General features: G+C 61.3%; 22 protein-coding genes. 5 read left to right on the top strand and 17 right to left on the bottom strand.

The window, feature by feature from the left end; genetic code table 11:
• Positions 1–81 precede the first annotated feature (81 nt).
• The 8 genes from lpdA to eno all read right to left on the bottom strand — a co-directional run bounded on the left by lpdA (position 82) and on the right by eno (position 8376).
• Positions 82–1527: a dihydrolipoyl dehydrogenase gene (gene lpdA, locus AC1RZR_RS22865; RefSeq protein ID WP_481826061.1), complete on the bottom strand. Its 1446-nt coding sequence runs from the start codon at positions 1525–1527 to the stop codon at positions 82–84.
• A 16-nt stretch (positions 1528–1543) separates the two neighbouring features.
• Positions 1544–2182 (bottom strand): SGNH/GDSL hydrolase family protein, encoded by a 639-nt coding sequence (locus AC1RZR_RS22860; protein ID WP_481829099.1) that lies wholly within the window; start codon positions 2180–2182, stop codon positions 1544–1546.
• On the bottom strand, positions 2179–2601 hold the full coding sequence (locus AC1RZR_RS22855; protein WP_481826060.1) for a hypothetical protein: 423 nt from the start codon (positions 2599–2601) through the stop codon (positions 2179–2181). The genes AC1RZR_RS22860 and AC1RZR_RS22855 overlap by 4 nt, the downstream gene beginning before the upstream one ends.
• Before the next feature lie 14 nt (positions 2602–2615).
• Positions 2616–3980, bottom strand: a complete 1365-nt coding sequence (locus AC1RZR_RS22850) for a pyruvate dehydrogenase complex dihydrolipoamide acetyltransferase (RefSeq protein WP_481826059.1) — start codon at positions 3978–3980, stop codon at positions 2616–2618.
• Positions 3981–3998: 18 nt separating this feature from the next.
• A complete protein-coding gene (locus AC1RZR_RS22845; protein WP_481826058.1) occupies positions 3999–5369 on the bottom strand; it encodes a pyruvate dehydrogenase complex E1 component subunit beta in 1371 nt (456 codons plus the stop codon).
• A 15-nt stretch (positions 5370–5384) separates the two neighbouring features.
• Positions 5385–6422 carry a pyruvate dehydrogenase (acetyl-transferring) E1 component subunit alpha gene (pdhA, locus tag AC1RZR_RS22840; RefSeq protein WP_379097826.1) on the bottom strand — a complete coding sequence of 346 codons (1038 nt, stop codon included), beginning with the start codon at positions 6420–6422 and terminating at the stop codon, positions 5385–5387.
• A gap of 194 nt (positions 6423–6616) precedes the next feature.
• Positions 6617–6940 (bottom strand): FtsB family cell division protein, encoded by a 324-nt coding sequence (locus AC1RZR_RS22835; RefSeq protein WP_477279587.1) that lies wholly within the window; start codon positions 6938–6940, stop codon positions 6617–6619.
• A gap of 161 nt (positions 6941–7101) precedes the next feature.
• Positions 7102–8376, bottom strand: coding sequence for a phosphopyruvate hydratase (eno, locus tag AC1RZR_RS22830; RefSeq protein ID WP_481826057.1), 1275 nt, complete (start codon positions 8374–8376; stop codon positions 7102–7104).
• 309 nt (positions 8377–8685) lie between these two features.
• Here eno and AC1RZR_RS22825 point away from each other — a divergent pair, with 309 nt between their 5' ends.
• Entirely contained in the window at positions 8686–8808 is a 123-nt protein-coding gene (locus AC1RZR_RS22825) for a hypothetical protein (protein WP_481826056.1), read from the top strand.
• A 57-nt stretch (positions 8809–8865) separates the two neighbouring features.
• On the opposite strand, the gene AC1RZR_RS22820 is transcribed toward AC1RZR_RS22825, so the two are convergent.
• The 6 genes from AC1RZR_RS22820 to AC1RZR_RS22795 form a co-directional block, all read right to left on the bottom strand.
• Positions 8866–9231, bottom strand: coding sequence for a PRC-barrel domain-containing protein (locus AC1RZR_RS22820; protein WP_112395111.1), 366 nt, complete (start codon positions 9229–9231; stop codon positions 8866–8868).
• Between the two features lie 83 nt (positions 9232–9314).
• Positions 9315–9518, bottom strand: coding sequence for a dodecin family protein (locus AC1RZR_RS22815; RefSeq protein WP_019858016.1), 204 nt, complete (start codon positions 9516–9518; stop codon positions 9315–9317).
• 115 nt (positions 9519–9633) lie between these two features.
• Positions 9634–10479 (bottom strand): 3-deoxy-8-phosphooctulonate synthase, encoded by an 846-nt coding sequence (gene kdsA / locus AC1RZR_RS22810; protein ID WP_481826055.1) that lies wholly within the window; start codon positions 10477–10479, stop codon positions 9634–9636.
• Entirely contained in the window at positions 10476–11366 is an 891-nt protein-coding gene (locus tag AC1RZR_RS22805; RefSeq protein WP_481826054.1) for a VOC family protein, read from the bottom strand. Before AC1RZR_RS22805 ends, kdsA begins: the two co-directional genes overlap by 4 nt.
• Before the next feature lie 44 nt (positions 11367–11410).
• On the bottom strand, positions 11411–11701 hold the full coding sequence (locus AC1RZR_RS22800; protein WP_477279578.1) for a Dabb family protein: 291 nt from the start codon (positions 11699–11701) through the stop codon (positions 11411–11413).
• A gap of 98 nt (positions 11702–11799) precedes the next feature.
• Positions 11800–11934 carry a hypothetical protein gene (locus AC1RZR_RS22795; RefSeq protein WP_477279576.1) on the bottom strand — a complete coding sequence of 45 codons (135 nt, stop codon included), beginning with the start codon at positions 11932–11934 and terminating at the stop codon, positions 11800–11802.
• Between the two features lie 71 nt (positions 11935–12005).
• Between AC1RZR_RS22795 and AC1RZR_RS22790 the strand changes: the two genes are divergently transcribed.
• Positions 12006–12221, top strand: coding sequence for a DUF1365 family protein (locus tag AC1RZR_RS22790; protein WP_481826053.1), 216 nt, complete (start codon positions 12006–12008; stop codon positions 12219–12221).
• A gap of 59 nt (positions 12222–12280) precedes the next feature.
• The gene (locus AC1RZR_RS22785) at positions 12281–13537 is read left to right on the top strand and encodes a class I SAM-dependent methyltransferase (RefSeq protein WP_481826052.1); all 1257 of its coding nucleotides are present in this window, start codon (positions 12281–12283) and stop codon (positions 13535–13537) included.
• A 47-nt stretch (positions 13538–13584) separates the two neighbouring features.
• On the opposite strand, the gene AC1RZR_RS22780 is transcribed toward AC1RZR_RS22785, so the two are convergent.
• Positions 13585–15564, bottom strand: coding sequence for a bifunctional 2',3'-cyclic-nucleotide 2'-phosphodiesterase/3'-nucleotidase (locus AC1RZR_RS22780; RefSeq protein WP_481826051.1), 1980 nt, complete (start codon positions 15562–15564; stop codon positions 13585–13587).
• Positions 15565–15713: 149 nt separating this feature from the next.
• Positions 15714–16979 (bottom strand): NAD(P)/FAD-dependent oxidoreductase, encoded by a 1266-nt coding sequence (locus AC1RZR_RS22775; RefSeq protein ID WP_477279568.1) that lies wholly within the window; start codon positions 16977–16979, stop codon positions 15714–15716.
• A gap of 160 nt (positions 16980–17139) precedes the next feature.
• On the opposite strand from AC1RZR_RS22775, the gene AC1RZR_RS22770 reads away from it, so the two are divergent.
• Both AC1RZR_RS22770 and AC1RZR_RS22765 read left to right on the top strand, forming a co-directional pair.
• Positions 17140–17790, top strand: coding sequence for a 5-formyltetrahydrofolate cyclo-ligase (locus AC1RZR_RS22770; protein ID WP_477279566.1), 651 nt, complete (start codon positions 17140–17142; stop codon positions 17788–17790).
• Positions 17791–17963: 173 nt separating this feature from the next.
• A complete protein-coding gene (locus AC1RZR_RS22765; protein WP_477279564.1) occupies positions 17964–18524 on the top strand; it encodes a hypothetical protein in 561 nt (186 codons plus the stop codon).
• Here AC1RZR_RS22765 and AC1RZR_RS22760 read toward each other — a convergent pair.
• Positions 18521–18994 carry an Lrp/AsnC family transcriptional regulator gene (locus AC1RZR_RS22760; RefSeq protein ID WP_010909317.1) on the bottom strand — a complete coding sequence of 158 codons (474 nt, stop codon included), beginning with the start codon at positions 18992–18994 and terminating at the stop codon, positions 18521–18523. The genes AC1RZR_RS22765 and AC1RZR_RS22760 overlap by 4 nt on opposite strands.
• Positions 18995–19038 lie beyond the last annotated feature (44 nt).

The following is a 19038-nucleotide window of genomic DNA, read 5'->3' as shown; positions in this document are numbered from 1 at the left end:
CGCGAAAATGCATCCGGAAACGAACACCCTTGCCGCCGAGTTCCCGCAGCTTGCGCGTTTGAGTCTCGTGCGGCCAATCTATCATGCGTTGAGCGCGCGGCCATAGGCGTCGAGCACGCTTTCCTTCATCATCTCCGACAGCGTCGGATGCGGGAAGATCGTGTGCATCAGTTCTTCCTCGGTGGTTTCGAGGTTCATTGCCACGACAAAACCCTGAATCAGCTCGGTCACCTCGGCACCGACCATATGCGCGCCGAGCAGCTGACCGGTCTTCTTGTCGAAGATGGTCTTGATGAAGCCCTGATCCTCGCCAAGTGCGATGGCCTTGCCGTTGGCGGCGAACTGGAAGCGCCCGACGCGGATGTCCTTGCCCTCGGCCTTGGCCCTGGCTTCGGTCAGGCCGACCGAGGCGACCTGCGGATTGCAATAGGTGCAGCCGGGGATCTTGAGCTTGTCGGTGGCATGCACGCCCGGGACATTGGCAATCTTCTCGACGCAGACCACGCCCTCATGCTCGGCCTTGTGGGCGAGCATCGGCGGGCCGGCGACATCGCCGATGGCATAGATGCCGGGCACATTGGTCTTGCCGTAGCCGTCGACGACGACGCAGCCGCGTTCGGTCTTCACGCCGAGCGTCTCGAGGCCGAGGCCCTCGATGTTGCCCTGCACGCCGACGGCCGAGATCATGCGGTCGGCGGTGATCTTCTCGACCTTGCCGTCCTTCATCTCGACATGCGCGGTGACCGAGTTGGCGCCTTTCTCGACCTTGGTCACCTTGGCCTCGAGGATGATCTTCATGCCTTGCTTCTCGAACTGCTTCTGCGCGAATTTCGAGACTTCGGCGTCCTCGACCGGCATCACCGCCGGCAGCAACTCGACCACCGTCACGTCCGCACCCATGGTGCGGTAGAAGGAGGCGAATTCGATGCCGATGGCGCCTGAACCCATCACCAGCAGCGATTTCGGCATCTCCTTCGGCACCATCGCCTCGAAATAGGTCCAGATCAGCTTGCCGTCCGGCTCGATGCCGGGCAGCGCGCGCGGCCGGGCGCCAGTCGCCAGGATGATGTGCTTGGCAGTGTAGGTGCCCTCGCCCTTGACCCCTTTCGGCACTGGCGGCTGCGGCTCCATCGGCTTCTTGGCCGTCTTGGAAACCACGATCTCACCGGGTTTGGAGAGCTTGGCTTCGCCCCAGATCACATCGACCTTGTTTTTCTTCATCAGGAAGGCAACGCCGCCATTGAGCCGCAGCGACACCTTTCGCGAGCGGTCGACCACTGCTGACGTGTCAACGCTGACCTTGCCGTCGAGCTTCAGCCCGTAGTCCTTCAGATGATCCGAATAATGCATGATCTCGGCGGAGCGCAGCAGCGCCTTGGTCGGGATGCAGCCCCAGTTGAGGCAGATGCCGCCGAGATGCTCGCGCTCGACGATCGCCGTCTTGAAGCCAAGCTGGGCGGAACGCACCGCCGTGACATAGCCGCCGGGGCCGGAGCCGATGATGATGACGTCGTAGTTCTCAGCCACGATTTTTCTCCCTGATTCAGAATTCGAGCGTGACGCGCACGACGGGCGTCAGCGCCTTGCCGATGTTTCGCGTGTTTTCGGCATCGAGGTGGACGCCATCGAGCGGTGTACATCTGGCGACGCTCGCGGCATCAAAAAAGCCGCAGCCCATCTCGTTGGCGGCGGCTTGATAAAAGCCGGCGAGCTTGGGCGACTCGATTGCACCCGTTCCCAACATTTCGGCGTAGTCCGCCTTGCGCGTTTCCACGATATGCGGCGGCGCGACCAGAATAATCCTGGGGGCGACACCGCCGAATGGATAGGCGTGCCCCCGCACGATTTCAACGAGGCGTCGCATGCCATAGGACGCTATGACTGCGCTGCCATGAATCGACGGTTTCATGTCGTTAGAGCCAAGCATGATGACTATCAGATCGATCGGCGAATGCGTGCTCAGGATTGTCGGCAATATCCTCGCGCCGTTTCGGTCCGCGCCCGACAAGAAGTCGTCATAGGCCGTGGTGCGACCGCCCAGTCCCTCGGCAATGACGTGGAAGCTCGGCCCGAGCCCTCTCGCCAGTGTGGTTGGCCACTGGTCTTCATGATCATGTCGACACAAAGTCTCCGGGTTGTGTCCCCAGGTCAGCGAATCGCCGTAGCACAGAACTGTCTTCATGCACCCACACCCACCTGTGTCTTGATCAAACGGCGTCTCACCCGCCAGCGCACGAACAGCCAATGAAGAATGATGGTCACCAGACCCGGCAGGCCAAGGCCGGCAACCATGGGAATGTCCTTCTTCACCACCGCTGCACTGCTGTCGGCGTAGAGGATCAGCGCGACCAGCAGGGCAAGCAACACCACAAACACAATCAGCAGCCACTTACCCGTCATGGCCACCGCCGCGACCGGATCCGTCGTGAACTGCGCCACGAAGAAGATGAAGGTGACGATGCATGTCACCAGCGCGGCGAACATGAAAACGAGGATGTATTCTTCCTCCCCGCCAGTGGCGATGGCCAACCATTGCGCCACCAGCCCGCCTGCCAAACCGGAAAGAATGAAAGCGACAAGGCTGGTGAAGAAAGTCCGCACCGCCTTCTCCCTTCCTAGACCAGCATGCCCATCGGGTTCTCGATCAGCCGCTTGAAGGCGACGAGCAGTTCGGCACCCAGCGCGCCATCGACGGCGCGATGGTCGGTCGACAGTGTCACCGACATCACGGTGGCTATCTTGATCTCGCCATTCTTGACCACCGCCCGCTCCTCGCCGGCGCCGACCGCCAGGATCGTCGCATGCGGCGGGTTGATGACGGCGGCAAAGTCCTTGATGCCGAACATGCCGAGGTTAGACACCGCCGTGGTGCCGCCCTGATACTCTTCCGGCTTCAGCTTGCGGCTGCGCGCACGGCTGGCCAGGTCCTTCATCTCGTTGGAGATCGTGGACAGCGTCTTTTCGTCCGCCCTGCGGATGATCGGCGTGATCAGGCCACCTGGGATCGACACGGCAACGCCGACATCGGCATGCTTGTGCTTGACCATGGCGCTTTCGGTCCATGACGCATTGGCATCCGGCACCGCCTTCAGCGCCAGCGCCATCGCCTTGATCACCATGTCGTTGACCGACAGCTTGTAGGCGGGCGCGTCGCCCTTGTCGGTCTTCTTCACGGGGGCTGCGGCGTTGATCTGCGTGCGCAATGCCAACAGCGCATCGAGTTCGCAATCGAGCGTCAGGTAGAAATGCGGGATTGTGGTCTTGGCCTCGACCAGACGCCGCGCGATAGTCTTGCGCATGTTGTCATGCGGGACCAACTCGTAGGAACCTTGCTCGAACAGTTTCAGCACCTGATCATCCGACATCGCCTTCACCGGCGCGGCAGAAGCAGCAGCCGGAGCCCCGGCAGGTGCCGCCTTGGCGGCAGGCTTGGCGCCGCCACCGGCAATCGCCGCATCGACATCCGCCTTCACCACGCGGCCGTGCGGACCGGTGCCGGTCACGGCAGAGACATCAACGCCGGCCTCCTTGGCGATACGCCGCGCCAGCGGTGACGCGAAGGTGCGCTCACCAGCCGCATGGCCGTTGGCGGCCGGGGCCGCTTTGGCTGCGGCTGCAGGCTCGGCCTTTGGTGCGTCAGCCTTTGGTGCTTCCGCCTTGGGAGCATCCTCTTTCGGCGCCTCGGCTTTCGCCGGTGCGGCAGCGCCACCGCTTTTCGCGGCAGCGCCGGCGTCCTCGCCTTCGGCGGCGAGCACGGCGATCAGCGCATTGACCTTGACGCCTTCGGTGCCGGCCGGAACGACGAGCTTTGCTACGGTGCCCTCATCGACGGCTTCGACTTCCATCGTAGCCTTGTCGGTTTCGATCTCGGCGATGACATCGCCCGGGGAAACCTTGTCACCTTCCTTGACAAGCCACTTTGACAGATTGCCCTCTTCCATCGTGGGCGACAGGGCCGGCATGGTGATGTTGATTGGCATTTTGTCCTCCCGCCCGGTTCAGCGATACGCGACGGCTTTGACCGCCTCGATGACTTCGCCGACATTCGGCAACGCCAGTTTCTCGAGGTTGGCCGCATAGGGCATCGGCACATCCTTGCCGGCAATGGTGATGACCGGAGCGTCGAGGAAATCGAAGGCGCGCTGCGATACCTGGTTGGCGATATGGTCGCCGACCGAGCTCTGCGGGAAGCCTTCTTCCACCACGACCAGCCGGTTGGTCTTCTTGACCGAGGCGATGATGGTGTCGAGGTCGAGCGGGCGGATCGTGCGCAGGTCGATGATCTCGGCATCGATGCCCAGGCCGCGCAGCTCGGCTTCAGCCTTGACCGCATAGGTCATGCCGATGCCGAAGGAGACGATGGTGACATCCTTGCCGGTCTTGTGGACGCGCGCCTTGCCGATCGGCAGCACGAAATCATCCAGCTTCGGCACGTCGAAGGACTGGCCGTAGAGGATTTCGTTCTCGAGGAAGATGACCGGGTTGGGATCGCGGATCGCCGCCTTGAGCAAACCCTTGGCGTCGGCCGCAGTGTAGGGCATCACGACCTTGAGGCCGGGAATGTGGCTGTACCAGGCAGCATAGCACTGCGAGTGCTGGGCGGCGACGCGGGCGGCGGCGCCGTTCGGTCCACGGAACACGATCGGCGCCCCCATCTGACCGCCCGACATATAGAGCGTCTTGGCGGCAGAGTTGATGATCTGGTCGATCGCCTGCATGGCGAAGTTGAAGGTCATGAACTCGACGATCGGCTTCAGGCCGGCCATCGCCGCGCCGACGCCGACGCCGGCAAAGCCATGCTCGGTGATCGGCGTGTCGACGACGCGCCGCGGCCCGAACTCCTGCAGCAGTCCCTGCGTGATCTTGTAGGCGCCCTGGTATTCGGCGACCTCTTCGCCCATGACGAAGACATCGCCGTCGCGGCGCATTTCCTCGGCCATCGCATCACGCAGCGCTTCGCGCACCGTGGTCGAGATCATTTCCGTGCCGGCCGGAATGTCCGGATCGGCCGCTATTTCGGTCTCCGGCGCAGAGGCCCCGCTTTTGGCCGCCGCCGGCACTGGCGCCGCGGTTTCAGCCTTGGCAGGCTCTTCGCCGATGCCTTCGCCAGCCTTGTCGACGTCTTCGCCTTCAACCGCGAGCACGGCGATCACTGCGTTGACCTTGACGCCTTCCGTGCCGGCAGGAACCACGATCTTGGCAAGCGTGCCTTCATCGACGGCTTCGACTTCCATCGTCGCCTTGTCGGTTTCGATCTCGGCGATGACGTCACCGGCGACGACCTTGTCGCCCTCGTTCTTCAGCCACTTGGAAAGATTGCCCTCTTCCATGGTCGGCGAGAGAGCGGGCATGAGAATTTCGATCGGCATGTCCTTGCCCTCCCGTTACAATACGATATCGGTCCAGAGCTCGGACGGATCCGGCTCCGCGTCGTTCTGGGCAAATTCGGCGGCATCGGCGACAACGTCGCGAACCTCCTTGTCGATGGTCTTGAGTTCGTCCTCGGTCGCCCACTTCTTCTCGATCAGCCGCGCCTTGACCTGTTCGATCGGGTCATGCTCGGAGCGCATCTTCTGCACTTCTTCCTTGGAGCGGTACTTCGCCGGATCGGACATCGAGTGGCCGCGATAGCGATAGGTCTGCATTTCGAGGATCAGCGGACCGTTGCCGCCACGGCACCATTCGGTGGCCAGATCGCCCGCCGCCTTGACGGCGCGAACGTCCATGCCATCGACCTGGATACCGGGAATCTTGAACGAGGCGCCGCGATGCGAAAAATCCGTCTCCGCCGACGAGCGCGAGACTGAGGTGCCCATGGCATAACGGTTGTTCTCAATGATGTAGATCACCGGCAGCTTCCATAGCGAGGCCATGTTGAAGCTTTCATAGACCTGGCCCTGGTTGGCCGCACCATCGCCGAAATAGGTCAGCGAGACATTGTTGTTGTCGCGATAGCGGTTGGCGAAGGCGAGACCCGTGCCGAGCGACACCTGCGCACCGACAATGCCGTGGCCGCCGTAAAAATGCTTCTCCTTGGAGAACATGTGCATGGAGCCGCCCTTGCCCCTGGACAGGCCGCCACGACGCCCGGTCAGCTCAGCCATGACGCCGCGCGGTGAAAGCTCCATCGCCAGCATGTGGCCGTGATCGCGATAGGCGGTGATCATCTGGTCGCCTTGGATCAGGGCCATCTTCATGCCGGTGACGACAGCTTCCTGACCGATATAAAGATGGCAGAAGCCGCCGATGAAACCCATGCCGTAAAGCTGGCCGGCCTTTTCCTCGAAACGGCGGATAAGCAGCATGTGCCGGTAGGCGGCAAGCTCTTCATCCTTGGTGAAGTCAGCAGGCTTTGGGGCTGAAAGCCCCGATTTGCCGTCGGATTTGGATTTGGCAGGCGCTTTTCTGGCTGCGGTGGCCATGCATCACTCCCTGTTGGCGTCTCTTTGCGGACATTAGAGCAGGATCAAATCTGCTCTGGGGAGATCAGCTCCTCCCCACCGATTTCAGGGAGGCTAACACGCGTCAGGGCGATGCGCCATGCCGAATTTGCATAGCTGACATGCGTCTAAGTGATTAAAATCATTGAAAATATTGGCTATTAACCGAAAAGTGGTTACTTCGCCGAGGTCGGCAACATGATTGTGATTTCGTCCGCTTGGGACAGATTGAGAGCCTTGCGCGCCTGCTCGTCGAGCATGTCTTTCTCAAGTGTGCCTTCATGCATGAGCCGAACGCGGCGTTCAAGTTCCATCCGGCGTGCCTTGATCGCATCGAGTTGACCTTGCAGCGCAACCGTCTGGGCTTCCAGCTGATATTTCGAATTGATGCCGAATTCGCCGTGGTAGGCGTGGAAGCCGAAATAGGCCAGGAATGCCACGCAGAGCGAGGGGACGATCAGCCGGCCGGTGTTTCGCTGCTTGTGCTGACGCGTCCACATGATCCAGATCCTCGCGGCCGCGAACTCATGCGGCTCCCGATCTTTTTCGCCTGATTGTGCTTAACGGACGGTTACGGATGACCGGTCTGGCGGCGCCGAAATGAAAAAGGGCGGGAATGCTCCCGCCCTTCCGTCCGATATTCCAAATCCGGCGTTCCGGATCAGCCCTTCACCACCGACTTGCCGGCGTAGCTCGCCTGCTTGCCGAGCTCTTCCTCGATGCGGATCAGCTGGTTGTATTTGGCCATGCGGTCCGAACGCGACAGCGAGCCGGTCTTGATCTGCCCGCAATTGGTGGCAACGGCGAGATCGGCGATGGTCGAATCCTCCGTTTCGCCCGAGCGGTGAGACATGACCGCGGTGTAGCCGGCCTTGTGCGCGGTCTCGACGGCGTCGAGCGTTTCCGTCAGCGAGCCGATCTGGTTGACCTTGACCAGGATCGAATTGGCAACGCCCATGCGGATGCCGTCGCGCAGCCGCGCCGTGTTGGTGACGAACAGATCGTCGCCGACCAGCTGCGTCTTCTTGCCGATCAGGTCGGTCAGGTACTTCCAGCCTTCCCAGTCGTCCTCGGCCAGCCCGTCCTCGATCGAGATGATCGGATAGTCGGCGGCAAGCTTGGCCAGGTATTTGGCCTGGGCCTTGGGGTCGCGCGTCTTCTTCTCGCCTTCATAGACGTAGTTGCCGTCCTTGAAGAACTCGGTCGCCGCGCAGTCGAGGCCGAGCGCGATCTCTTCGCCTGGCTTGAAGCCGGCCTTCTCGATCGATTCCATGATGAAATCGAGCGCCACTGGCGCGCTCTTCAGGTTCGGGGCAAAGCCCCCCTCGTCGCCGACATTGGTGTTGTGGCCGGCATCCTTCAGTTTCTTCCTCAGCGTGTGGAAGATTTCCGAACCCCAGCGAACACCTTCGCGCAGCGTCGGCGCGCCGATCGGCAGGATCATGAACTCCTGGAAGTCGATCGGGTTGTCGGCATGGGCGCCGCCGTTGATGATGTTCATCATGGGCACCGGCAGCACATGCGCCTTGGTACCACCGACATAACGGTAGAGCGGCAGGCCGGCGGCTTCGGCCGCGGCCTTGGCCACCGCCAGCGAGACGCCGAGGATGGCGTTGGCGCCAAGCCGGCTCTTGTTGGGCGTGCCGTCGAGCTCGACCATGGTCTGGTCGATGTGGATCTGGTTTTCGGCTTCCATGCCGCCGATCGCCTCGAACAGCTCGCCATTCACCGCCTCGACGGCCTTGAGCACGCCCTTGCCGAGATAACGGGCACCGCCGTCGCGCAGTTCGACAGCCTCGTGGGCGCCGGTCGAGGCACCCGACGGCACCGCCGCGCGGCCCATCGATCCGTCTTCGAGAATGACATCGACCTCGACGGTCGGATTTCCACGGCTGTCCAAGATTTCACGCCCGACAATGTCGATGATGGCGGTCATTGCGATATCCTCGATTGATCTGAAAAAGCGTCGCGCACGTCTTAGCCAAAGCACCGCAAAACGCAATCGGGCCCGCTCGCAATTATTGCCGTGGCGTCAGCCTAAAGCGCGTCGCGTTGAACGAATTCAGGCGCCGCGCTCTAGGTCTTTGCTTTTATGCAAGCGTTCTCCCCAAAACCGGGGCCACTTTTGGGCGACATGCATCAGGCGATTCACGAAGCGCAAATCGCTGTCATCATAAGTCATGTGCGGCGGACCAGCTTCAGGCTATGGTGCAGGTGCGCGGGGCGAAACAGGAGGAGTTTCGCCATGTCCCAGTTGAGCGGTATCGTGAGTTTGTTCCTGATCGCGGCGGCGTTCCTGACGTCGTGCGACAATCAGCAATCGCCACCCAAGGCAGGGGTGCTATCTGCCTTGCACATCAGCGAATAGGCGCCGCACCGAATGCAAAAAGGCCCCGTCGAGACGGGGCCTTTTTGTTTGCAGGCGTCAATGCCAGTAAGGCGTGACCTTGTAGTAGTCATAGGACGCGTCGCGCGCCGTCTCGCCATCCGCGCCGGCCAGTTCGTTGATCGAATAGGCGGGCGCAGCCTTCAACTGGTCCTTGGAGAACGGCACGACATAGCCGCCCTTATCCTCGTCATAGTCGAGGCTTGCCCATGGAATGGCGTGGTACTTCTCGCCGATGCCGAGAAAGCCGCCAAAACCGATCACCGCGAACATGATGCCGTTCGAGGTCTTGTCGAGCATGATGTCCTCGATGCTGCCGATGCTCTTGCCTTCGGTGTTGTAGACCGACGTGCCGATGACTCGCGAAGCGGCAATGGCTTCGGTGTGACCTGTCTGGGTTGTCATGATGTGCTCCTCATTGTCGTTAATCGGTACTTTGACAATGAGGGGGGCGGGCGAAAGTTCCCGACTTTTTCGGCGGCAGCCGGTCATTCCGCAAGGATGAATGTGACCTTCATATTGACGCGATAGGCAGCAATCTTGCCGTCCTCGACAACGATCTTCTGGTCCTGGATCCACGCGCCTTCGACGTTCTTCAGGGTCTTTGCGGCACGCGCAATTCCCTTTTCGATGGCGTCCTGAAAGCTCTTCTTCGACGATGAGGTGATTTCGGTGACGCGGGCGACAGACATGGCTTCCTCCTGCCAAAACGCTCATTTGCCGGGCAAGCGTACAACCGGCCCATGCCGACCACAAGCCGGCGCCCCTGGCGGGCGTCGCTGACGCTGGAGCCGCCCTGAGGACGTTTTAGCGACCCTTGGCGATACGATCGAACGCCATCAGCCTTTCCAGGAGTGCCGGCATGTCCTTCAGCGGCAGCATGTTCGGGCCATCGGAAGAGGTCGAATTATCCGGATCTTGGTGGGTCTCGATGAACACGCCGGCAACGCCGACGGCGACGGCGGCGCGGGCCAGCGTCTCGACGAAGCGACGCTCGCCGCCCGAGGAGCCGCCCTGGCCGCCGGGCTGCTGTACCGAATGCGTGGCGTCGAAGATCACGGGCGCGCCGATCTCGGCCATGATCGGCAGAGCGCGCATGTCGGACACCAGCGTGTTGTAGCCGAACGACGCGCCGCGCTCGGTGGTCAAAACATTGGCGTTGCCGGAACCGGTGATCTTGGCGACGACGTTCTTCATGTCCCAGGGAGCAAGGAACTGCCCCTTCTTCACGTTGATCACCTTGCCGGTCCTGGCGGCGGCGACCAGCATGTCGGTCTGGCGCGACAGGAAAGCCGGAATCTGCAGGACGTCGACATGCGGCGCGACGATCGCACACTGTTCCTCGGTGTGGACATCGGTCAGTACCGGCAGCGCAAATTCCTTGCGCAATTCGTCAAAGACGGGAAGTGCCGCATCCATGCCGGCACCACGCGTCGCCGACAGCGAGGTGCGGTTGGCCTTGTCGTAGCTGGTCTTGTAGACGAGGCCTATCCCGAGCTTACCTGTCAGTTCCTTCAGCGCGCCGGCCATGTCGAAGGCGTGCTGGCGCGATTCAAACTGGCAAGGGCCAGCGATCAGCGACAAGGGCGCGTTGTTGTCGAAGACGACATCGCCGACGGTTACCGACGAATTGGGCGCCAGGGGCTTGCTCATTGGATCTCCCGGAAGATGAAAGCCGCGCCTTGTCCGGATGCCGGCTGCACGACAATATCATTGCCCGCTATATCGTGTCTGATGGAATTGGCTGCAAGCAGCTTCGCAATGACATCGGCGCTAAGGACCGCAAAGACCACCGCGGCGAAGTGAAGGTCTGTCGGCGCGCCCGCAGGCAGGCCAAAGCGTGCGGTGAAAGACGCAGGGTCAAGCACGCTCAAACTTGCATTCGGCAAGTGAAACGCGCCGCCCTGCCCGCCGACGGTCGGGTCATTCACCGCCAAGGAAATCAGCCGATGTTGTTCAGCAGGCCGGTCGCTGACGGCCACTACTTCGACAATGCCGGTGACGCCGTTGGCGTGGGCCTGCAAAGCCGCGCGGTCCACTTCCGGCGCGTTGACCCGTTCGCAGGCGAACAGGAAAGCATCCGCAACCTTGCTGCTCGATGCAAAGGCGAGCTTGAACGATGCGATATCGCTTTTGCCTGCCGTGTCGGTGAAGGCTCGTGAAAAGCTCAGCATGTCTCCCGCAGAAATGCCGGCTTCGACGTAACGTGCCTGGTCGGCATCTGCGTTGCTGGTACCCAGCACCACGGCGGAAAATCCCTCGTCGCCGTGGCTGTTGCGATAGATACGGTCGCGCGCGACGAAAACATTGCCCTCGGTAATGGCCGTCATCGCGGCCTGTTCATCGCCGACCGCGAGTGGCTCGAGATAGGTGCCGTCGGCCAGGAACACACAACAGTTTTCCGTTCCGAAGGGATGGATCCCGGTCGGGGCAACGACGAAGCCAAGCGCGGTGAGCCGGGTTCGCGCCACATCGAGGTTCTGCGTCGGCAGCACCAGATGATCGAGCGGATGAGTGCCAGCGGTGTTTGTTCGGGTCATACAGGCGCGATGTGCATCATTCCGCAAACCGGTTCAAGTCTCGATCAGCTGCCGGCCACGACATCGGCGGAATAACGCAGCTCGCGCAATGGTTTGACCTTGCTGGTCGTCTGCGCATAGAGCGGGTGCGCCTTGTAGGCGGCCAACGCCGCGGCATCGGTGAACTCCGCATAGACGACCACATCGATCTCGTCCGACAGCGGATCGACCTTGGTGTTGAGGGTCACCTCGAAGAGGCTGGAATGGGGAATGTTGCCGAGCGCCTGCAAGCCGGTGCGCACGGCCTCCACATCCTCTTTACGCCGCGCGCTGAAGAAAACGATATGCCGGATCAACCCCGCCTCCTCGATCTAAGTGCCGGGGTCTTTTGTGACGACAGGACGGTCGCGTCAATCGACAAGGATGTCGCGGCAGTGAGTCGTTCGGATGGATGCTAGATCTTGCCGGTGATCGATCGCACGACGTGCGAGACACTCCTCACCGTGGTGTCGAGATACCGACCCTGATTGTAGAGGCCATCCCAGATCAGGAAAAAGGCGATGGCGGCAATCACGATTACATAACGCATGGCTAAAACTATCTCACAAGCACGGTTGCAGCCATAGGCGTTTTTGGCGTGTTCGGCCTTTGCTGTGTAAAATGCAAACCCACGCCGGCGGGAGCCGGCCACGTGGCACAGCCCAGCTTGCAGCATGCCTCTTGATGTTCTCCCTCGTGACGTGGAAGATTGTCGCAGGGATTCACTGGGAAGCGCTGAAGCTCTGGTTAAAGGGCGCGCGCTTTCGTTCGAGCCCGCCCGTCACCGAACCGGTCCGCTGCCGGTATCAGGCAACGGCGCTCGAACCTGGCGAATGAACCGCGAGAACCGAGGCTCGGCAATTGGCGCCGACACCGCGGAAGTCCAGGGGCGTGAGATGGCACACAAGGAACATCATGGCGTAGCGTCAGGCGACGCGGTCAGGCTTGACGAATTCAATTTCGCCGAGATCGTCAAAGGCCTGCCGGCAAAGGCGCGCATGGTGCTGTCGGCGGCGATGAACCTGCCGCGCGGCTCGCTGAAGGTCAGGATGCCGGACGGCCGCGCCGTCCTGGTCGGCGGCAAGGGACCGGGCCCAGACGCCGAACTTGTGCTCAAGAACTGGCGCTTGCCCGGCCGCGCCTTTTCCGGCGGCACGATCGGCGTTGCCGAATCCTACATGGACGGCGATTGGGAAAGCCCTGACGTCACCAGCTTCCTGGAGCTGTTCGTGGTCAATTCGGCGATCGGCGAACGCGTCGCCGGCGGCGCCAGCTGGCTCATCAACACCGTCCAGCGCATCCGCCACTGGTTCAACGAGAACACGCGCACCGGCTCGAAGCGCAATATCTCGGCGCATTACGACCTCGGCAACGCCTTCTACAAGCAATGGCTCGATCCGAGCATGACCTATTCCTCGGCGCTCTATGCCACCGGCGCCAACGACCTGGAAAGCGCCCAGGCCGCCAAATATCGCGCACTGGCCAAGGATACGGGGATCGGCCCGAAGGACCACGTGCTGGAGATCGGCTGCGGCTGGGGCGGCTTCGCCGAATTCGCGGCACGCGAGATCGGCTGCCGTGTGACCGGACTGACGATCAGCCGCGAGCAGCACGACTTCGCCACGGCGCGTATCGCCAAGGCCGGCCTTGCCGACAAGGTCGACATCAAGCTGCAGGATTATCGCGACGAAACCGGCACTTACGACCGCATCGCCTCGATCGAGATGTTCGAGGCGGTCGGCGAGAAATACTGGCCTGTGTTCTTCAGCAAGATGAAGGCCTGCCTGAAGCCCGGCGGCACCGCGGGCCTGCAGATCATCACCATCAACGAAGCTTCTTACGACACCTATCGCGCAAGGCCGGATTTCATCCAGCGCTATGTTTTTCCGGGCGGCATGCTGCCGACGCCGTCGATCCTCAAGGCGCTCGGCAAGGATCATGGCCTTGCCCATCTGCGCGAGCGCGTGTTTCCGGACGACTATGCGCGCACGCTCGCCGAATGGCGCCAGCGGTTCTGGGCATCATGGGAAAAGATCGTCCCGCTCGGCTTCGACGAGCGGTTCAAGAAGCTCTGGGAGTTCTACCTGCACTATTGCGAGGCTGGTTTCCGCGCCAGCTACATCGACGTGCGCCAAGTGGTCTACAAGGCATAGGCCTACGCCGCCGTGACGGCGCAGACCTATGGTCTATGTGGCAACAATCAGAGAAGGATGCGGTATTTCGCGAATCCCGCTTCACCCTCACCCGCCGGCTCGATCTTCAGCGACTTCACCTCGGCAATGAGATCCTTCGCCTTGGCGCCGGTTTCGAACACGGCGCTGGTTCCAGGCAGCGGCGCGAACGACCAGTTGTCGTCCGCCGACGGGTTGATCGTGCCCTCGCTGACGATATAGCGAACGATGACGTCGCGATTGGTGTCCGGCGCCTCGTAGATGATCTTCGAGGCATTGATGTCGGGGAAATTGCCGCCGCCGCCGGCACGGTAATTGTTGGTCGCAACGACGAATTTCTGTTTTGGATCAATCGGTTTTCCATCGAACATCAAGTCCGCGATACGATTGGCGCCGGCATTCGCTAGCCCGCCCTTGGCGTCATATTTCGGCGGATGCGACAGGTCTATTTTGTAGGTGACACCGTCGATGACGTCGAAATTGTAGGACGGGAAGTCTGTGTTGATGAGTGGCTGGTCGGCCTTGCCAGGCTCGATCTTGTTGAAGATGCCGGCCGACATTTCCAGCCATTCCTTGACCTGCGCGCCGGTGATTTCGACGGCGCGCACGGTGTTCGGGTAGAGATAGAGGTCGGCGACGTTCTTGATGGCGATATCGCCTGCGGGCACGTCGGTATAGTAGTCGGCGCCGTTGCGCCCGCCGGCCTTGAAGGGAGCGGCGGCCGACAGCAGCGGCACATCCTTCCATTGCGTGTTCTTGAGAATATCCTTCAGGTACCAGGTCTGCGCCTGGCTGACGACCTGCACCGACGGATCGTCGGCGACCAGCGCGAAATACGAGTAAAGCGGCGCGGAAGTCTTGCCGACGGGACGCCGCACATAGGCCAATGTCGCCTGGTGGTCCTGCTCGAGTGCAGCGATGATGCGCTTGTCGTCCGGCACGGTCGGCTTGTTCTTGTTGTCGACGCGTTCGAAGATCGGTCGGGCTTCGGAGGTAGCGGAAACGACCTTCCATTTCGATCCGTCGCGCTCCAGCATCAAGTCGATCAGCCCCATATGCGAGCCCCAGAAGCCGCCCATGACGGCGGGTTTGCCCTGCAGCGTGCCTTTTTGCGTGTCGACTCCATCGAGCGACTGGAAATCCTTCTTGCCGGGGAAGACCAGATGCTGGTGACCGGTGAACACCCCATCGATGCCGTCGACACCGGCGACGAAGAACGATGCGTTCTCCATCATGTCGCCCTGCTTCACGTCGATGCCGGAATGCGAGAGTGCAATGACGATATCGGCGCCCTCCTCCTTGATCTGCGGCACCCAGGCCTTGGCCGCCTCGACGATGTCGCGCGTCTTGACGCTGCCTTCGAGATTCTTGAGGTCCCAGACCATGATCTGCGGCGGCACGAAGCCGATGATGCCGATCCTGATCGGCTGCTCGGCGCCTGAACCGTCCTTGATTTTCTTGTCGAGGATCACATAGGGCTTGAGGTAGAGCTTGTCGTCGCGCGGGTTCGCGGCGAGCTCGGTGCCACGGATCAGATTGGCGCAGACGAAGGGGAAATTGGCGCCGGCCAGCACCTTGTCCATGAACGACAGGCCGTAGTTGAACTCGTGGTTGCCAAGCGTCGAGCATTCATAGCCGAGCAGGTTCATGGCTTTCATGATCGGATGCAGGTCACCATCCTTCATGCCCCTCTCATAAGCGATGTAGTCGCCCATCGGATTGCCCTGCAGCAGGTCGCCATTGTCGATCAGCATCGAATTGACGGCTTCCTTGCGCACTGCGTCGATGAGCGACGCCGTGCGCGACAAGCCCATCGTGTCGTTCGCTTTGTCGGCGTAGTAATCATAAGGCAGCACGTTCACATGGATGTCGGTGGTTTCCATGATCCGGAGATGGGCCTGGTTGGCCTGCGCGCGGGCGGAGAACGGATGCAGCATGATCAGCGCTCCTGCGGCGGCGGCACTGCCAAGGAGATCACGGCGGGAGATGGGATGGAGCAGTCGCGACATGAGTTCTCCTTCTTCGACAACGTGACAGCCCTGCCCCGAAGCGAACTTCGCGCTGAAACCCATCTAAGTCCATTCAACAAGTCGCGCGCATCAAGCCACCAGTCGATCAGGAACAGATGACGTGCGGATGAACGGGCTCGGTGAAGAAATCAGCCCTTGTCGTCGTCGCCCTGGGTAATCAGCCGCGCGCTACGCTGACCCGTCGCGTAGATCCATAGCCAGCTCAGCGACACCGCAAGCCGGTTGCGAAAGCCGATCAGGAAATAGATGTGCGCAATTCCCCACAGCCACCAGGCCGCCCAGCCCGTCAGCTTGATCCAGCCGAAATCGATCACCGCGGCGCGCTTGCCGATCGTGGCGAGGTCGCCGTCATGCCTGTAGCGGAATGGCCGCGGGCTGATGTCACCGGCAAGCCGCGCCTTCAGCGCGGCGGCAACATGCCGACCCTGCTGCTTGGCAGCCGGCGCCACACCGGGAACAGGACGTCCATCCGGCCGCAGGACATGCGCGGCATCGCCGACGACGAAAACCTCCGGGCTGCCCGGTACGGTCAAATCAGGCTCAACGAGCACCCGTCCCGCGCGGTCCGCCGCCGCGCCGAGCCATTCGGCGGCTGGCGAGGCGGCGACGCCCGCCGCCCACAGGATCGTGCCTGCCGCCAGATGCTTGTCGCCGAAGACGACGCCCTCCGCGTCGCACCGCGTAACGGCCCGGCCGAGCTCTATCGTCACGCCGAGCCGCTCGAGCGCCTTCACGGCATAGTTGGAAAGTTTCGGGGCAAAATTGGCCAGGATACGATCGCCGGCCTCGATCAGCACCACGCGCGTTTGCCGTGTATCGATGTTGCGGAATTCACCGCGCAGCGTGTCATGCGCCAGTTCGATGATGGTGCCGGCAAGTTCCACGCCGGTCGGCCCGCCACCGACGATCGCGATGGTCAGCAGCGCCTGGCGCTTGGCGGGATCGGTCTCCCGCTCGGCCTGCTCGAAGGCCAGAAGAATGCGCCGTCGAACCGTGGTGGCGTCCTCCAGTGTCTTCAGGCCGGGCGCGAAGGGTTCCCATTCGTCATGGCCGAAATAGGCGTGGCGGGCACCGGTGGCGAGCAGCAGCGTGTCGTAGGCGACCGCACTGCCATCATCGAGCAGAACACGTTTACCGGCGCGGTCGACGCCGACGACATTGGCGAGCAACGTCGTCGCATCCTTGCGCTTGCGCAGGAGGTGGCGGACCGGCCAGGCAATCTCGGACGTCGCCAGCGCCGTAGTCGCCACCTGGTAGAGCAGCGGCTGGAACAGATGATGATTGCGCTTGTCGATCATGGTGATGCGGACTGGCGCACCCGCGAGCGCTCGGGTGAATTCGAGACCGCCGAAACCCGCGCCGACAACGACGACATGATGGCTGGCCTGGTTCATCTCATTCACCGCTAACGGATTGCCTAGCCTAGATGTAGGTACTTTTGTGCATCGCAGCAACGCAAGGGTGGTGCCTGAGACTCGTCGTTCTATGTCGTGAACGCACATGTCGTATCGTGTCACGAGGTATAGCGTGATCAAATACGCGATGAGGTAAAGCATGGCTAACGATCATGACGACCAAGGTCCGGCGCAATATGCCTCTCCTCCCTGCTTCATGCATGAACTCGATCCCGCGTTTCAGATACCACTAACCGACTGGACCGACGTCCGGCGCTGGCGCAAGGCCGAGCGCGAACGCCTGATCGCCGCGCGTCTTGCCGTTTCGGCCGACGCGCGAACGGTGATGTCGCAACGCATTGCGGAAGGTCTCGACGCAATCGTCGGCGAGGTCGCCGGCCGCATGGTCAGCCTCTACTGGCCGTTTCGCGGCGAGCCCGACCTGCGGTCATGGATGGCGTCCATCAATGCGCGTGGCGGCCGCACCGCCCTGCCCATCGTTATCGAGAAAGGGCAGCCGCTGATCTTTCGCGCCTACGCGCCGGGCGACCGTCTGGAAAAAGGTGTCTGGAACATCCCGATACCGGCCGAGGGCGATCCGGTGCTGCCGGACATCGTCATCTCGCCGATCGTCGGCATCGATCCCGGCAACTACCGCCTGGGCTATGGCGGTGGCTTCTTCGACCGCACGCTGGCCGCGATGCCGTCCAAGCCACTGGTGATCGGCGTTGGCTACGAACTGCAACGCATAGCCACCATCTACCCGCAGCCGCACGATATCCCGATGGATCGGATCGTCACCGAGGCCTAGGAGCCTTTTTGGAAAATGAGACCGGCTGGATTTCTGTTTCGCTGCAAATATGATTCGCGATGTGGACACGACAGCAGCGAGGCTGGTTGGGCGGGATCACCCGACGTAAAACACCTCAGGTACGGACCCAACGCGTTTCAATCGAAACATACTCCCGCCGTGTAGCAGCGCAAATGTCACGTGACAAAAATCCGACTTGGTCGATAAACAATATGATCCTTAAGGGGACCATGCTGCGGCGGGCCGTTTCGACATGTGCTCTGGGCGGATCCAGCAGTGTCCGGTCGCTCTTTAGATTGGCTGCTTCAAGACAGATGATGATCGGACAAACTATAGCGGCTGCCCTTGCAATTGCTTTTTCCTTTTCGCCTTCGCATGCGCAACCACAGCATCGTTTACCGAGCGGTTATAAATGGGGCCGCTGCCTGCTTATTGTTAGCGGTCAGACACGCATATCCGGAAGATGCTCTTATCAAATCGAGAAGGGTGGCGATTTTAATATCCAGGGGCCTCGGCAAGTTTTTGCAGGCATCGACTATCCTGATACGAATAGTGGGGCTGGTGAAATGTCCGAAGATTACTGGGCAGTTGTCTACAAGGACGGTGATTTTTGGGAAGGCTATGGGAATTCGGACATTCGCGAAACTCACGGTGAACCAGGAGATTGGGGAGAACTTCGCCGCGAAGGCGCATGCTATGTTGGGAAGGACGTCCGGGTGTGCCTTTGGCATTAGGCCATTTCCGGCTTCATGCCCATCGCCGTGCGGTCGACGATCTCACGCAAGGCGAACGACGAGTTGATCTTGGTCACATGCGGCATCGCCGACAGCCACTCCTTGTGGATACGCTCGTAGTCGACGAGATCCTTTGCCGCGATCCTCAGAATATAGTCATATTCGCCTGACATCAGGTGGCAGGACAGCACGTTCGGACAGCGCTTGATCGCCGCCTCGAAATCCGACAGCGTCTTCTCGAACTGTCCCGACAGCGATATGTGCACGATCGCCGTCATCTGGTGGCCAAGTGCGGCATTGGAAAGCCGGGCGTGGTAGCCGCGGATGGTTCCGGATTTCTCCAGATTGTCGAGCCGGCGCGAGCACGCGGACTGCGATAGACCAACCTTCTCGGCAAGTGCTGCATTGGGTATCCTGCCATCCTTCTGCAAAGTCTCGAGAATGGCGATATCGATCCTGTCGAGCGGCATTTTTCGTGAATCCTGCGAACATCTCACTATTTTGCGCAACGATT

This window comes from Mesorhizobium bavaricum (genome assembly GCF_056781655.1).
The sequence above is the reverse complement of the archived record's forward strand: the minus strand, read 5'-3'. Positions and strand labels throughout refer to the sequence as shown.